Source organism: Croceicoccus sp. Ery5 (assembly GCF_020985325.1).
Classification (GTDB): domain Bacteria; phylum Pseudomonadota; class Alphaproteobacteria; order Sphingomonadales; family Sphingomonadaceae; genus Croceicoccus.
Window position 1 is genome coordinate 3,284,010 of the sequence record NZ_CP087587.1, and the last position, 14,839, is coordinate 3,298,848.

General features: G+C 65.1%; 14 protein-coding genes. 5 read left to right on the plus strand and 9 right to left on the minus strand.

Annotated features, from left to right (window positions below; all coding sequences use genetic code 11):
* Window positions 1-228 precede the first annotated feature (228 nt).
* A complete protein-coding gene (locus LOZ74_RS15640; RefSeq protein WP_230291940.1) occupies window positions 229-1,608 on the plus strand; it encodes a family 43 glycosylhydrolase in 1,380 nt (459 codons plus the stop codon).
* A gap of 22 nt (window positions 1,609-1,630) precedes the next feature.
* Here LOZ74_RS15640 and LOZ74_RS15645 read toward each other — a convergent pair whose 3' ends face one another.
* The 4 genes from LOZ74_RS15645 to LOZ74_RS15660 all read right to left on the minus strand — a co-directional run bounded on the left by LOZ74_RS15645 (window position 1,631) and on the right by LOZ74_RS15660 (window position 4,789).
* Window positions 1,631-1,984 (minus strand): DUF2794 domain-containing protein, encoded by a 354-nt coding sequence (locus LOZ74_RS15645; protein ID WP_230291941.1) that lies wholly within the window; start codon window positions 1,982-1,984, stop codon window positions 1,631-1,633.
* Between the two features lie 37 nt (window positions 1,985-2,021).
* Entirely contained in the window at window positions 2,022-2,765 is a 744-nt protein-coding gene (gene epsC, locus LOZ74_RS15650; protein ID WP_230291942.1) for a serine O-acetyltransferase EpsC, read from the minus strand.
* A 95-nt stretch (window positions 2,766-2,860) separates the two neighbouring features.
* Window positions 2,861-3,502: an ATPase gene (locus LOZ74_RS15655; protein WP_230291943.1), complete on the minus strand. Its 642-nt coding sequence runs from the start codon at window positions 3,500-3,502 to the stop codon at window positions 2,861-2,863.
* 3 nt (window positions 3,503-3,505) lie between these two features.
* The gene (locus LOZ74_RS15660) at window positions 3,506-4,789 is read right to left on the minus strand and encodes a heavy-metal-associated domain-containing protein (protein ID WP_230291944.1); all 1,284 of its coding nucleotides are present in this window, start codon (window positions 4,787-4,789) and stop codon (window positions 3,506-3,508) included.
* 194 nt (window positions 4,790-4,983) lie between these two features.
* On the opposite strand from LOZ74_RS15660, the gene purM reads away from it, so the two are divergent.
* Window positions 4,984-6,090, plus strand: a complete 1,107-nt coding sequence (gene purM, locus LOZ74_RS15665; RefSeq protein ID WP_230291945.1) for a phosphoribosylformylglycinamidine cyclo-ligase — start codon at window positions 4,984-4,986, stop codon at window positions 6,088-6,090.
* A gap of 62 nt (window positions 6,091-6,152) precedes the next feature.
* The gene (gene purN, locus LOZ74_RS15670; RefSeq protein ID WP_370638914.1) at window positions 6,153-7,064 is read left to right on the plus strand and encodes a phosphoribosylglycinamide formyltransferase; all 912 of its coding nucleotides are present in this window, start codon (window positions 6,153-6,155) and stop codon (window positions 7,062-7,064) included.
* A gap of 5 nt (window positions 7,065-7,069) precedes the next feature.
* Here the strand turns inward: purN and LOZ74_RS15675 are convergent, their stop codons facing one another.
* The 5 genes from LOZ74_RS15675 to LOZ74_RS15695 all read right to left on the minus strand — a co-directional run bounded on the left by LOZ74_RS15675 (window position 7,070) and on the right by LOZ74_RS15695 (window position 10,486).
* Window positions 7,070-7,327, minus strand: a complete 258-nt coding sequence (locus LOZ74_RS15675) for a hypothetical protein (RefSeq protein ID WP_230291947.1) — start codon at window positions 7,325-7,327, stop codon at window positions 7,070-7,072.
* A gap of 133 nt (window positions 7,328-7,460) precedes the next feature.
* The gene (ndk, locus tag LOZ74_RS15680; RefSeq protein ID WP_230291948.1) at window positions 7,461-7,883 is read right to left on the minus strand and encodes a nucleoside-diphosphate kinase; all 423 of its coding nucleotides are present in this window, start codon (window positions 7,881-7,883) and stop codon (window positions 7,461-7,463) included.
* Between the two features lie 163 nt (window positions 7,884-8,046).
* Window positions 8,047-8,556, minus strand: coding sequence for a hypothetical protein (locus LOZ74_RS15685; protein ID WP_230291949.1), 510 nt, complete (start codon window positions 8,554-8,556; stop codon window positions 8,047-8,049).
* Window positions 8,557-8,589: 33 nt separating this feature from the next.
* Window positions 8,590-9,027, minus strand: coding sequence for a DNA polymerase III subunit chi (locus LOZ74_RS15690; protein ID WP_230291950.1), 438 nt, complete (start codon window positions 9,025-9,027; stop codon window positions 8,590-8,592).
* Window positions 9,028-9,037: 10 nt separating this feature from the next.
* Window positions 9,038-10,486, minus strand: coding sequence for a leucyl aminopeptidase (locus tag LOZ74_RS15695; RefSeq protein WP_230291951.1), 1,449 nt, complete (start codon window positions 10,484-10,486; stop codon window positions 9,038-9,040).
* A 290-nt stretch (window positions 10,487-10,776) separates the two neighbouring features.
* Between LOZ74_RS15695 and LOZ74_RS15700 the strand changes: the two genes are divergently transcribed.
* Entirely contained in the window at window positions 10,777-13,194 is a 2,418-nt protein-coding gene (locus tag LOZ74_RS15700; RefSeq protein ID WP_230291952.1) for an LPS-assembly protein LptD, read from the plus strand.
* A 267-nt stretch (window positions 13,195-13,461) separates the two neighbouring features.
* On the plus strand, window positions 13,462-14,823 hold the full coding sequence (locus LOZ74_RS15705; protein WP_230291953.1) for a peptidylprolyl isomerase: 1,362 nt from the start codon (window positions 13,462-13,464) through the stop codon (window positions 14,821-14,823).
* Window positions 14,824-14,839 lie beyond the last annotated feature (16 nt).

Below are 14,839 nucleotides of genomic sequence, written 5' to 3' on the forward strand. Positions count from 1 at the left end.
TCCGACAAATAAAGAAAACCATCGGGGGAGTTTCCAATGTGCCAATCCACGCGGCGCGCATCTTTGCGTGCGCTTTTCATGACATCACCGGCCGTTTTGGCCTTGGGAACACTGTCTGCGTGCGGAGGGGGTGACGGGCAGGCTTCGGGAGGCGGCGGGCCGGTGACCGCGCCTTCGCCTTCGCCATCCCCCACCCCCGCTCCGGCGCCATCGGCCACATTGGTCGATATGCAGACGGAATATCAGATCAAGATCGTCAATGTCGCCAGCGGCAAGGTGCTGACCATTGCGGGCAGCAGCCAGCAGGCGGGCGCGGAACTGGCGACCGGCGACGACGATGCCAGCGGAGCCCAGCGCTGGCACGCCATGCCGATGCGGTCGGGCCGCTATGTGATCGAAAACATGCTGACCCATCAGGTCATCGGCATTGCCAGCGCCTCGACCGCCGATGGCGCGGGTGCGTTGCAATGGGCGGATAATGGCACCGCCGACCATCTGTGGCAGTTCTATCGCCTGTCCGATGGCAATTACGTGCTGAAAAACGTCAACAGCGGGCTCTATCTGCACGAAAGCGCGTCGGGCGCGATTATCCAGACGGCGCGGGCGACCGGATCGGATGCGCAGAAATGGACGGTCACCGCCACATCCACTCGCGCCTATCCGCTGCCCATGGCGGTCGACGGAGCAGGCATCGACGTACACGATCCCGACATGATCCGCGACGCGGCGGGCACATACTGGCTTTACGGCACGCATAACACGCTGGCGAAATCGACCGATCTGGTCACTTTCACCAAGGTTGCCAATGGCATCATGAACCCCGATTTCGACTGGTGGGCCAGCAAGAACACCACCGGCGGCGGCGGGCGCACCGACCTTTGGGCGCCGGGCATGCTTTATGCCAATGGCACCTATTACCAATATTACTCGATCCCCATCTATGGCACGCCGTCGCAGCCCGGCACCAATCAGGGGGCCGAAGCGGTGATCGCGCTGGCCACCAGTGCCAACCCCGACGGGCCATGGACCGACGCGGGTGAGATCATCGCATCATGCGGCAATCGCGCGGGATGCACGACCGGATATAACGCCATCGACCCCGCCCCCTTCATCGATGGCGAGGGGAAATGGTGGCTGACTTTCGGGTCATGGGAAGACGGCATCCATGTGCTGCAGCTTGACCCCGCGACGGGGCTGCGCCTGTCGTCCAACCCCGCCCTTTACGATATCGCCCGCCGCGGCGCGGGAGAGGAAGGGCCCTTCATCTATCCCCGCATGGTCGGGGGCACGCGATATTACTATTATTTCGCGCCGATCAACGAATGCTGTCAGGGGCTGAACAGCCTGTACCGCATCATCGTGGGCCGTTCGACCAGTCCGACGGGGCCGTTCCTGGACCGCGGCGGCATCGATCTGATGGACGGGGGCGGCACGATCCTGCTGGGCACTCATGGCGACATCATCGGGCCGGGCGGTCAAAGCGTGACCGACACGCCCGATGGCCCGCTGCTGGTTTATCATTATTACGACGGGAAACAGAACGGCTGGCCGCAACTGGGGCTGAACCGGCTGGTTTTCGATGCAGACGGCTGGCCGCGCGTGGAATGATCCGCGCGTCATGCGGCACCGGTCAGTCGTCGACCAGTTTCAGCAAGCGCCGTTCGATCAGCGACAGCACACCTGCCAGCTCGTGCCCGCGTTTCAGCACCTGTCCCGCTTCGCCGAACAGGGTCCACATGCCCTGGCGGCTGCGCAGCGCGGGGCATTTCTCGATCCGGACCTGCGGGCGTTCGGCGGCGCGGCGGAACGCGGAAAAGCTGGCTGCGTCCTTGCCGAAATCCATCGCATAGTCGCGCCATTGTCCGGCGGCGACCATGCGGCCGTAAAGGTCGAGGATGCGGTTGAGTTCGAGCCGGTCGAAACCGATCTGCTGCACCCCGCCGCGCGGCGGCGATCCGCCATGGATCGGAACGACATTATTCACGCAGCGCCCCCGTTACGAAAGCGCGGACGGGCGACGATCATCCGTTGCCCACCTCGTCGATGATCTCTTCACCGGCAGGCGCGGGCTCCACCTTGCGCTCGGGCATGGGCAGCGGCCCCTGTCCCTCGGCAGCGCGCAGTCGGTCGATCTCGGCCTTCAGCGTGGCGATCTGCTCTTCCAACTCGTCCATGCGGGGCATCGCCGGTTCGCACGGGTCCTTGCAGGGCGTGCCATAGGGCATGAACCGCTTTTGATAGGTTTCCGCCGCAACCAGCGTCGAACGCGCCTTTTGCCCGATCATGGTCGCGCCTTCGGGCACATCCTCGATCACCACGGCAGCGGCGCCGATGCGCGCGCGCTCGCCAATGGTGACGGGGCCGATGATTTGCGCGCCCGACCCCACGATCACCCCGTCGAGCAGGGTCGGATGCCGCTTGCCCGGTATGCCATTGGTGGGATTGGTGCCGCCCAGGGTCACGCATTGATAGATCGTGACATTATCGCCGATTTCGGCGGTTTCGCCGATCACGCTGAACCCGTGGTCGATAAAGAAATTCCGGCCGATTTTCGCACCCGGATGAATGTCGATCGCGGTCAGAAAACGCGCGGTATGGTTCACAAAGCGCGCCAGAAAGAACAGCCCGCCGCCATAGAACCAATGCGCGATCCGGTGCATGCCCAGCGCCAGAACGCCCGGATACAGCAACACTTCCCAGCGCGATCGGGGCGAGGGATCGCGTTCCGCCACGGAGTCGAGATAGGCGATCAGCCGGTCAAACATGGCTCTATACTCGCATTTGCAGCGCCGCGGGGCAAGCCGTGCGCGTTTCAGCTCAATCGGTTGGGCGATAACCGCAACTTAAAGCAGGCCGTCCGTCAAAGGAGATCGCCCTGCTCGCCCGTGCCGCCGCCCAGAATGTCCAGCGCCTCGCGCCAGACCGCCAGCGTCGCGGGGATCTTGCGTTCAAGGCTGATGCGGTCGATTTCCGCGACCAGAGCCTCTACCCCCGCAAAGCTGCGCGGCGCGCGCGGCACGAGGTAAGTGGTGGCCCCGTCCGCCAATGCAAGCCCGCGCGCTTCGGCATGCGCCTCGATCAACCCCTCGATCATCGTATCGTCGGGCGTTTCGATGCGCAGATTCAGCGCCGCACCCAGCCGCGAGCCGAGATCGGGCAGGGCGACTTGCCAGCTGTCCGGCACCGGCGGCCCGACGATCAGCAGCGGGCGGCGCGCTTCCTGCGCGCGGTTCCAGCGGTGGAAGATCGCGTCCTCGTCCAGCCCTTGCGCATCGTCGATGGCGTCGCCCAGACCGCTTTCGGCAAACCAGCGCGCGATCAGCGATTTGCCCGATCGCTGCTCTCCCCACAAAAGCGCAGTGCGAAACGGCCAGCTATCGGCAAGGCGACAGGCCTCCAGCACGCCCTCGTTCGCGGGGCCGATCACGATGCGGGTCGAACCGCCCTGCCGCATCAGGGGCAGCGGGATCTGTCCGGCAAAGGGTTTGGGCGGCGCGGCCATGGCCTAACGCGAAATGCGCAGCGCGTCGGCCCCTTGCGTCACCTGCCAGCCGCGGGCGCGCAGGGCTTCGGCAAGACCGTCGAGATTGCCAGCATAGCCCACCTGCAGTACCGAAGTGCCGCCGATGGCAAGGCTGCCGACCGTGGTATTCGCAACACCCGGCGTACCGTTGATGCCCGTCAGCGCGGCATCCAGCGATGCGGGGTCGGGCGTGGCCACCTGCACCGCGAACCGGCTGAGCGGGGCGGCGGGCTGCGCGGTTACCGGCTGCGGCACCGGTGCGGTCGCGCCCGGCTGCGGCGCGGCACTGGCCGGAGCGGCAGGGACGGCTTCGCTTGTCAGCGCCTCGATCAGGGCCGGATCAATGGTCGCCTCTTCCACGTTCAGCGTATTATCGACCCGCAGGCGGCCATCGGCCATGGCGCGCGCATAGACCGCATCCATGCGTTCGACCGCGCGTTCCAACATGGCGGGCAGTTCGGCATCGTCTGCCGCGGTCATGGTAAAGCTGCCCAGATATTCGTTATCGGGCCCGTGGCGCGCGGTGAATGTGCCCACCACCGGACCGCCCGGCCACTGGCGTTCCAGCCGCGCAATCGGCACCAGCACGTCCGCCGCGCCGAATTCGTCGAGGATGTTGCGCCACCAGCTACGGCTGCGGCGGCTGGCCTGTCCCGCTGTCAAAAGCAGCGATTCGCCGCCCGCACCGAACGGGCGCACGTAATCGATCGGGCTGGAACCCGTGCGGAACTGCGCCCATGCGCGCTGCCACGGCGTGCGATGTTCATACAGCTGCGCCACCCCGCCCGAATAGGTCACCGGCAGCACCAGCATCGGCGCGGATCGCACCATCGCATCGGTCTGGCCGAACAACTCGCCAGCCCGCGCGCGGTCGAAAATCACGCCCAGCTTTGCCACATAGCGGCGCGGGCCGATCTCCTCGCGCTCTACCACAACGGCAGAGACCATCTGTGCCAGACGCGAATCGGGCACTTGCGGTGCCTTGGCCCCGGCATGTGTGCGGGCATAGAGCACGTCCCACGCTTTGCGCTGCGCCTGAAGCCAGCCATTGGTGCGCGCTTCCTCGGCCGTTTTGCCGGTGGCGTTGACCGAAATGCCGTCCACTTCGAAATCGCCGCTGCTGGCGATGGGGGCGATGCCGCGATCCCCTTCGACCTGCGCGGCGACGCGCCAACCCGCCAAAGCGAGCGCCGTCAGCACGAATACGACGAAAATCGCGCGGTAAGGCAGCGTGTCGCGAACAGGATTCGAAAGCGAAATCGACATATCGGAAAAAGGCTTAGGGCGGCCTAGCGGCCACGCACAAGAAGCATAATGGCGTTCATGCCCGCTTCTTTGCCCAAATGGCCGTGGAAATCCAAGCCGGAAAGCGATAGGCGCTGCCCCTTCACCGGTGCGTCGCGCATATTGCCGCGCACCGCAGACTTGATCGGGGCCTGTGTGCCCAGCCGGGAAATGCGATGAACGACAAGAGCGACAGCCCGAAAAGCTATAGTTACGAACAGGCCGGCGTGTCGATCGCCGCGGGCAATGCGCTGGTAAAGGCGATCGCCCCGCTGGCGAAATCCACCGCCCGCCCCGGCGCCACCAGCGAGCTGGGCGGTTTCGGCGGGTTCTTCGATCCCAAGGCGGCAGGCTATACCGATCCGCTGCTGGTTGCCGCCAATGACGGCGTGGGGACCAAGGTAAAGCTGGCCATCGATGCCGACCGGCACGACCATATCGGCATCGATCTGGTCGCCATGTGCGTCAACGATCTGATCGTGCAGGGGGCCGAACCGCTGTTCTTCCTCGACTATTTCGCCACCGGCAAGCTGGAAAACGGCGTGGCGGAACGTGTCGTCGCGGGCATTGCCGAAGGGTGCAAGATGGCCGGCTGCGCGCTGATCGGGGGCGAGACGGCGGAAATGCCCGGCATGTATGCGCAAGGCGATTACGACCTGGCCGGTTTCTGCGTGGGCGCGGTCGAACGCGGCGAGCAATTGACGGGCGACAAGGTCGCTGACGGAGACGTGTTGCTGGGCCTTGCCAGTTCGGGGGTGCATTCCAACGGCTATTCGCTGGTGCGCCGTCTGGCGGCGGACAAGGAATGGAAGCTGGACCGCCCCGCCCTGTTCGATCACGAAACCCTGCTGATCGACGCGCTGATCGCGCCGACGAAGATTTATGTTAAAACGCTGCTTGGCCCGATCCGGGCGGGCCGCATCCATGCGCTGGCGCATATCACCGGCGGCGGCCTTTTGGAAAACGTGCCGCGCGTGCTGCCCGATCATCTGCATGCCCATATCGACGCGGGCAGCTGGGATCAGCCGCGGCTGATGGCGTTCCTGCAGGCGCAGGGCAATATCGAGCCGGAGGAAATGGCCCGAACCTTCAATTGCGGCATCGGTATGGTGCTGGCGGTTGCGGCTGACGAAGCCGCTTCGCTGACCGCCGATCTGGAAGCCGCAGGCGAAACCGTGTTCCGCATCGGCGAAATCCGCACCGGCGCACGCGGCTGCACCGTTTCGGGCAAGGCTGGCGATTGGTCCGCCCGCGCCGACTGGACCGCGACGCACAACCAGTGACTGCAAGCCCCGCCTTTCCGAAAGCCCGCGTCGCCGTGCTGATCAGCGGCACGGGCAGCAATATGGCCGCGCTGCTTTACGCCAGCCGCCGCGAAGACTGTCCGTATGAGATCGTGCTGGTCGCATCGAACAATTCCGACGCGAAGGGGCTGGCGCTGGCCAGGGCCGAAGGCGTGGCGACCTTTGCCCTGCCGCACAAGGGGATGAAGCGGCCCGAGCATGACGATGCAATGGATGCCGCGATCCGCGAAGCGGGGGCGGATTATGTCGCGCTGGCCGGATATATGCGCATCCTGACCCCCGAATTCGTGGGCCGGTGGGAAGGTCGCATGGTCAATATCCATCCTTCCCTGCTGCCGAAATACAAGGGGCTGGACACGCATGGGCGCGCGATTGCGGCCGGTGACAGCCATGGCGGATGTTCGGTCCATCTGGTCACGGCGGAGCTGGACGACGGGCCGGTGCTGGGCCAGACGCCGGTGGCGATCCTGCCCGACGACACCGCCGAAACGCTGGCCGCGCGCGTGCTGTTTGCCGAACACCAGCTTTATTCGCGCTGTCTGGAAGATCTGGTCAGCCGCCCGTTTCGCGCCGACTGGCTGTTCGAACGGGTCGGCCGCATCGCGCTGGCCCTGCCCGAGGCAGAGGTCCGCGATTCGCATGGCAGTCCCGCGTGGCACACCGGCGGGAAGAGCGGGAAGTTCTTTGCCCATTTCGCCGACCGCCACCATGGCGAGGCGCATATTGCCGTGCTGGTCAAAACCTCCGGCGTGGACGAGGTGGAGGAAATGGCCGCCCGCGATCCCGAAATCTGGTTCCGCCCCGCCTATTACGGGGCCAGCGGCTGGGCCGGATTGATCCTCAACCGCCCCGGCGTCGATTGGGACCATGTGGGTGAATGGGTCGAACGCAGCTGGCGCGCGGTCGCGCCCAAACGGCTGGCGGGCCTGCGCGCTGCGGCTGATGAGTTCTAGGGCCCCTATTCGCCCAGATTATCGGCCAGCCAGCTGAGCAGGCCGAAATTCACCAGCACCGATCCGGCCCACACCAACAGGTCCATCCATGGCTGGTCGGGTCCGGTAAAGCGGGTCAGGAACGATCCCGGCACCGACATGGCGTTCAGCACGGTGGGTGCCAGCGGGTCAGGCTGTCCGACGATGGCCATCAGATACAGGCCGATCCACGCGGACAGGGCAATGCCCACCAACAGATAGATCAGCGCAAATACCCGCAACATGACAAAGGCCCCCTCGATCCCTTCATGCCCCTTATCGGGGCAGGATAGCAAATCGAGGGGGCCTTAGAAATTACAAAGCCCGTTCAAAAACCCGATGGTCAGCTGCGGGCTGTAATGTCCCGAAACGGGATGATCAGCCGACGATTTCTTCGGGCTTGAAGAAGAAGTCGATCTCGATCTTCGCGTTTTCGTCGCTGTCCGAACCGTGGACCGAATTGGCTTCGATCGATTCGGCATAAGTCTTGCGAATGGTGCCTTCGGCTGCGTCGGCGGGATTGGTCGCGCCCATCACGTCGCGGTTGCGCTTTACGGCGTCTTCACCTTCCAGCACCTGCACGACCACGGGGCCGCTGATCATGAATTCGACCAGCTCGCCAAAGAAGGGGCGTTCCTTGTGGACCGCGTAAAAGCCTTCGGCCTGTTCGCGGGTCATCTGGATGCGCTTGGACGCGACGACGCGCAGGCCGGCTTCTTCCAGCATCTTGGTGACGCCGCCGGTCAGGTTGCGGCGGGTGGCATCGGGCTTGATGATCGAAAAGGTGCGGGTAACCGCCATGGTAATATTCCTCTGAGTGAAATCGGGTGCGCGCGGGTGAAAATCGGCAGCCGCGCGATGCCCGCGCCCCTAGCCGCGCGGGCGGACGGGCACAACCCTGTTGTGTCTGGACGGTTGCGGGGGCCGCTTATGCGGGACCGGAGTAGAGGGAAGATGCCAGCCCCTATCCCTCGGTCCCATAGGCGATCTGGACCTGCGTCTTGTCGTCTCCGCCATTGGCGACCACGTTCACGCCCAGCGCATCGCTACGGGCACCCAGCATGTGGCTGCCCGAGAATTTGCCCTCGCTCTCGATCTCCAGCCCCGCGTTTTCGGCCTGCTTCTTATAGAAGGCGATCACTTTTTCGGGCGGGGCAGAGGTTTCCATGGCGATCATACCGCCGCTTTTTCCGCCCTGATTGCCCTCGACGCTCATGGTGATTTTCGCGCCGGGATATGCGGTAAAGCCCTTGGGCAGATTATCCGCGTTGCCGGTTCCGGTTTTCACCACGGCCTCGGCCCCGTCGGCGCGGAAGGTCATGGTGCCATCGTCGTCATCATTCACCGTGACGCTGCCGTCGGGCGTGGTGATGGTGGTGCCGCCGTCATCGGCGTCCTCCCCGCCGCCGCAAGCCGCAAGGGTCAAGGCGGAAAGGGCCAGTGCGGCCATGGCAGTCATGCGATCTGTCTTCATGCTTTCGTTCCCCCCGGACGTTAGCGTTCGATATCAGGGCCCCTCGCGCCAGCGTCCCGACGCATCCTGGCTCCAGTAATGACGTTCGATTCCGGCCTGCTGGCCCAACGCGCGCCAGCAGCCGCGTGCATCCGCGATCGTCGATTCGGAGAATAGCAGAAGCGCGCGGTCGAATCCCAGCGCCTCTTCGCGCCACTGGCCATCGGCCAGCGCGACGATGCCCGCATCATTGGCCGCAGCGGGCCTGTCGCCGATCAGCACCGGCTGGCGCGTATCGTTTTCACCACCCGCCTCACCATTGGCGAGGAAACCGGGCGCTTCCCATAATTGCCGCGAAATCGCGCTGCGCTGGGCGGGGTCGGCGCTGACGACCAACATGCGCTGCCCCGCGCCCAGCACCTTGCCCGCCAGCATGGCGAGGGCCGATTCCGCGCTGTCGCGCGTCAGATGATAGAAATCGACCCGCGCCACGGCCGTCGCGTCAGCCCTTCAGCGTGTCGCGCACGAACCGGTCGAGCAGGCGCACGCCATAGCCGGTCGCCCCCTTGTCCCATGTCGCGCCCGGCTTGTCGGCCCAGACCATGCCTGCCACGTCCAGATGTGCCCAAGGCGTATCGTTCTGGATGAAACGCTGCAGGAACTGGGCAGCCGTGATCGAGCCGCCGAAACGCGGACCCACGTTCTTCATGTCGGCAATCTGCGAATCGAGCAGCTTGTCGTATTCGGGGGCCAGCGGGAAACGCCACAGTTTCTCGCCCACGCTCTTGCCCGCGGCAGTCAGCGCCTCGGAAAGCTCGTCATTGTTCGAGAACAGGCCAGCGTGTTCCTTGCCCAGCGAAATCAGGATCGCGCCGGTCAGAGTAGCCAGATCGACGATCTTGGCGGGTTTGAACGTCTGCTGCACCCAGGTCAGTGCATCGCACAGCACAAGGCGGCCTTCGGCATCGGTATTGATCACTTCGATCGTCTGGCCCGACATCGATTTCACGATGTCGCCCGGGCGCTGGGCATTGCCGTCGGGCATATTCTCGGTCAGGCCGCAAATGCCCACGACATTGGCCTTGGCCTTGCGCTTTGCCAGCGCCAGCATCGTGCCCGCGACCGCGCCCGCGCCGCCCATGTCCCACTTCATTTCTTCCATGCCGGCAGCAGGCTTGATCGAGATGCCACCCGAATCGAAGGTCACGCCCTTACCCACGAAAGCGACCGGCGCTTCGTCGCCGCCGCCCTTCCACTGCATAGCGATGATGCGCGCGGGCCGGTCGATCGACCCCTGCCCCACGCCCAGCAGCGCGCCCATGCCCAGCCGCGCCATATCGTCGACGGTCAGCACGGTGATTTCCACGCCGCTGCCTTCCAGACGCGCCTTGCAGCGTTCGACGAAGGTTTCGGGATAGATCGTATTGGCCGGTTCGCTGACCAGTTCGCGCGTGAATTCCACGCCGGTTGCGACTGCGGCGGCGTCATCCCATGCCGCTTCGCTGCCCGCGGGCGCGCCGGTCACGACGATTTCTGTCAGCGAAGGCTTCTGCTCGTCCTTCAGCGTGGTGCGATAGGTGTCGATCCGCCACGCCCGCAGCCGCGCACCCAGCAGCAGCGCCGCCGCGCCCGATGCGTCGATGCCGGTGGCGGACAGATCCATGCCCAGCGCCTTTTTGCCCGACGTGAGATATTTCGCCGACAGCACCGCGCCCGCGCGTTCCAGCGAGGATGCATCGCCCTTGCCCGTTCCCAGCAGAACGATCTGCTGCACTGTTCCGTCCACTTCGGCGAAACCGTCGAACAGCTGGCCCGCCTTGCCCGCAAAGCGGCTGGCCTTGGCCCCGTCGCGCACCGTGGCGGGCAGGGTATCGGGCAGCGCCCCCTCGCCCACCGGCAGGACGGTGGCGCGCAGATCGGCGGGAAGCGATTCGGCGAAAGTAATCTTCATGGGAGTGACCTTTATCCTGCTGTCATTCTGCTTTCATGCGCCGCCGGAAGGGGTTGGCGGCACGGCAAACCGGTTTCGGTGTCCGGCAAGCACTGGTTTTACGCGATTGCAGTTAGGGAGCGGCGGTGCGATAGGCAAGCCGTCCCGCCCGATGCGACCCGTCGGGCCATAGTTTGCAACCCCCGGCGCATCGCCCGCGCGTATCAGAGCCTTTCGAGATCGAGCATCAGCGTCACATGCGAATTCCCGCGAACGGTCAGGCCCGAATTCTGCCGCCGGCGCCCCGCGTTATGGCTGCGCGCCGCGTGACCGCGCGCCTTGCCGCGCGCTTGCTGGCAAGCGCAGCGCTCGTCGCGGCGCTGCCTGCCATGGCGCAGGATGCCGACCCCCTGAATACTCCGGCCCCGCAAGCGGAACCGCAAAGCGGGGCGGATCTGCTGGAACAGACCCCCGCAGACATGCCGCCCGTCACGATCGACGAGCCCGGCTTTTGGGACGACATCGATCAGGCGCTTTATCCCGACAGTATCGAGGATGCGGCCCCGCCCCCCGCGGGCACGCCGGAATCGCCATTCGGGATCGAGGCGCCCGAGGACGAGAACCAGATCGCATTCGAAGCGGACGAACTGGGGTATGAAAGCGGCGACGAAATCATCGTCGCGTCGGGCCGCGTGCTGCTGCGCCGGCAGGACCAGCAGTTGCAGGCCGATGAAGTGCGCTGGAACCGTTCCACCGGACAGATCGTGGCGACCGGCGATATCCGGCTGGTGGACCAGAGCGGCAATGTGCTGTTCACCGACCGGCTGGAACTGACCGACGAATTGCGCGCGGGCGCGATGCAGAACATGCTGCTGGTGCTGGCACAGGGCGGGCGCATGGCCGCACGTCGGGGCGAGCGGCTGGACGACGAGCGTGTCACGCTGACCGACGCGGCCTATAGCCCCTGCCCGGTCGAGGATGCCGACGGCTGCGGACAGGACCCGAGCTGGCGCATTACGGCGGATAATGTCGCCTATGACCCCGCCACGCAGATGATCCGGTTCCGCGGGGCAAAGCTGGAACTGTTCGGCCTGTCGCTCGTGCCTTTGCCGTGGATGGAAATCCGCGCCGACGGCCAGCCGGTATCGGGCCTTGTCACGCCCGACCTGCGCTTTTCCGCATCGAACGGGATGGAAGTCGAGGCGGGCTATTACTGGCGCATCGCCGCCAATCGCGAGCTGACGCTGAAGGGCACCGCCTATACCGAAGTGCTGCCCATGGCGCAGGCGCGCTATGCCGCGCTGACCGAGGACGGGGCCTATCAGCTGACGGGGTACATCACCTCGTCCTCGCGCGTGCCCATCGGCGATGCGACCGAGATCACGCCGCAAGAGGAAAAGGACCTGCGCGGCTATTTCGATGCGAACGGCCGGTTCCAGCTGGACGAGAACTGGAGCGTTACCGGATCGATCCGCGTCGCCAGCGACCGCACTTTCCTGCGCCGTTACGACATCAGCCGCGACGACCGCCTGCGTTCGATGGTGAATGTCGAGCGGATCGACGAGGATTCCTATTTGTCCTTTGCCGGCTGGGCAACGCAGACCCTGCGCGTGGACGAGGAACAGGGGCTGGTGCCGATGGCGCTGCCCGCGATCGATTACCGCCGCCGCATCGCCGATCCGCTGCTGGGCGGGCAAATCATGCTGCAGGCCAATTCGATGGCCCTGTTCCGCGCCGACGGACAGGATACGCAGCGTGCCTTTGCCAGCGCGGAATGGAACCTGCGGGAACTGACCCCGTGGGGACAGGTGGTGGAACTGACCGCGCTGGCCCGCGGCGATGCCTATCACTCCACCGACAACGCGCTGACCAGCGTCGATCTGTATCGGGGCCGGTCGGGCTGGCAGGGTCGCGGGGTGGCGCTGGGCGCGATCGATGTAACCTATCCGCTGACGGGCGCCTTTCTGGGCGGGACACAGGTTCTGACCCCGCACGTCCAGCTGGTCGCAACACCCGACATCAAGAACCTTGCCATTCCGAACGAGGATTCGCGCGCCTTCGACCTAGAGGACACCAATCTCTTCTCGCTCAACCGCTTTCCCGGTTACGACCGCGTGGAAGACGGTGTGCGGCTGACCTATGGATTCGACTGGCGCTGGACCGCACCGGGCTGGCGCATCGATGCCAGTTTTGGGCAAAGCTATCGCATGTCGGGCAATTCAGACCTCTATCCCGACGGCACGGGCCTGACGGGCGATACGTCGGACATCGTCGGGCGGGTCGATGTGCGCTGGCGCGAATGGGTGAAATTCGCGCATCGCTTCCGCGTGGACAAGGATACGCTGGCCGTGCGCCGCAACGAATGGGACGTCGCGGTGGGCACGCGCGACACCTATCTGGAAGCGGGCTATCTGCGCTTGAACCGCGACATTCCCGACACGCTGGAAGATTTGCGCGACCGCGAGGAAATCCGCCTTGCAGGCCGGGTCGCGTTCATGGACCACATGTCGGTGTTCGGATCGACCGTGATCAACCTGACCGACGCGGCCGAAGACCCCGGCAATACGTCGGACGGTTTCGATCCGCTGCGCACGCGGCTGGGCATTGCGTATGAGGATGAGTGCATCGAATTGGGCCTGACATGGCGGCGCGACACGCGCAGCACCGGCGATGCGCAGGCGGGCGATACGTTTCTGCTGCGCTTCCGGCTGAAAGGCATCGGGTTCTGATACGTCCGACCGGTGCATGCACGCCCATAGGGCCATTGCCGAAAGGACGCCGCCGCCCTACACGGCCTTTCCCCCGGGATGCACATGGCGAGCTGCTTCATGGTGAACCGGCTCAGCCACGGTTAAGCCGGATCACGGCACAGGGGACGCCGCGGGCAGGGCCGGCCGTGCTGCTTTTCCGGCAAGCGGCGTTCCGGTAACGGACCGTGACACAAGGATTTTACTGCGCCTGTCCGGCGTAAGGGGCAGATGCGGCAAGGGATGCTGATGATGACGACAGATGTGACGATTGCCAGATTGCAGCGCGGTGCGGCGGGAATTTGCGCCGCGGCGCTGATCGCCGTGCTTCCGGCAGCGGCGCAGGGGCAAAGCGCGCAGCCCTCGATCGGCCCGTCGGTCGGAATGGAAAGCACCCCTGCGGCAAACGGCAACTCCGGCGTCCGCACCGCCAGCGCCAAGGTCAATGGCGAGATCATCACCCAGACCGATATCGACCAGCGCGTCGCATGGCTGGAAGCGACGAACCAGCGCCGCCTGACCCCGCAGGAACGCGAACAGGTGGTCCAGCAGCTGGTGGACGAGCTGATCCAGATCCAGAACGCGCGCGAGGCGGAGATCTTCATCACCTCGGAAGAGGTGTTGCAGATGTACGACCGCTATGCCCAGCGCGAACTGGGCGTCACCTCGGCCGAGCTGGACGAGCTGACCAAGTCGGTCGGATCCTCGCCCGCGTCGATCCAGCGCATGTTGCTGGCCCAGACTGCGTGGCAGCAATTGCTGCGCCGCAATGTCGCGCCGCTGGTCAATGTCTCCGCGCGCGAGGTGAACGAACAGATCGAGCGGATGAAGGCCGATCAGGGCACTGCCGAATACCGGCTGGGCGAGATTTACGTGGCCGCCCCCGCAGGCGCCGACGCACAAGTCGAACAGCGCATGCAGGCGATCATGACGCAGCTGCAGGAAACCGGCGATTTTGCGGCGGTCGCGGCGCAATATTCGCAGGCCTCGACCGCGGCGCGCGGCGGCGATCTGGGCTTCGTGCGGCTGGATCGCCTGCCGCCCGAACTGGCCGCGATCGTGCCGCAGATGGAAACCGGCCAGTTGCAGGGTCCGATCCCGTGCTGCGGCGGCTATTCCATCCTGTATATGCGCGACAAGCGGCAGGTGATGGTGGCCGATCCGCGCGACGGTCAGGTCAGCCTTGCACAGATCACGATTAACATGCCCGCAGGCCTGTCGATGAACGAGATGAACCGTTTTGCCGCCGATTTCGGCGCCAAGACGCAAGGGTTCACCGGCGGTTGCTCCACGGTCGAGGCCGATGCGAAGAAGATCGGTGCCGAAGCGGTGCTAGTGAACCAGATCGCGATCCGCCAGCTGCCCAACCAACTGCAGGAAATGGTGATGAGCACGCCCGACGGCGGCGTGACCCGCCCCTATGGCGTGGCCGCCAGCGACGCGAGCCAGCCGCTGCGCGCGATGATGGTATGCAGCCGGTCCGACCCGCCGATGCTGAACGGCCCGACTTTCGATCAGGTGATGAACCAGATCGAGGACGAGCGCATCGAACGCCGCGCCCAGAACTATATGCGCGACCTGCGCCGCGACGCCATCGTCGAGTATAACTGATCGAAGCGGCGGCCCC

Coding starts and splice junctions, on each gene's coding strand:
- LOZ74_RS15655 (WP_230291943.1), bottom strand. CDS start 3,502: ATGGCCGCGCCGCCCAAACCCTTTGCCGGACAGATCCCGCTGCCCCTG.
- LOZ74_RS15640 (WP_230291940.1), top strand. CDS start 229: ATGCAGACGGAATATCAGATCAAGATCGTCAATGTCGCCAGCGGCAAG.
- LOZ74_RS15700 (WP_230291952.1), top strand. CDS start 10,777: ATGGCTGCGCGCCGCGTGACCGCGCGCCTTGCCGCGCGCTTGCTGGCA.
- LOZ74_RS15705 (WP_230291953.1), top strand. CDS start 13,462: ATGATGACGACAGATGTGACGATTGCCAGATTGCAGCGCGGTGCGGCG.
- LOZ74_RS15695 (WP_230291951.1), bottom strand. CDS start 10,486: ATGAAGATTACTTTCGCCGAATCGCTTCCCGCCGATCTGCGCGCCACC.
- purN (WP_370638914.1), top strand. CDS start 6,153: ATGGCCGCGCTGCTTTACGCCAGCCGCCGCGAAGACTGTCCGTATGAG.
- LOZ74_RS15675 (WP_230291947.1), bottom strand. CDS start 7,327: ATGTTGCGGGTATTTGCGCTGATCTATCTGTTGGTGGGCATTGCCCTG.
- purM (WP_230291945.1), top strand. CDS start 4,984: ATGAACGACAAGAGCGACAGCCCGAAAAGCTATAGTTACGAACAGGCC.
- LOZ74_RS15660 (WP_230291944.1), bottom strand. CDS start 4,789: ATGTCGATTTCGCTTTCGAATCCTGTTCGCGACACGCTGCCTTACCGC.
- epsC (WP_230291942.1), bottom strand. CDS start 2,765: ATGTTTGACCGGCTGATCGCCTATCTCGACTCCGTGGCGGAACGCGAT.
- LOZ74_RS15685 (WP_230291949.1), bottom strand. CDS start 8,556: ATGAAGACAGATCGCATGACTGCCATGGCCGCACTGGCCCTTTCCGCC.
- ndk (WP_230291948.1), bottom strand. CDS start 7,883: ATGGCGGTTACCCGCACCTTTTCGATCATCAAGCCCGATGCCACCCGC.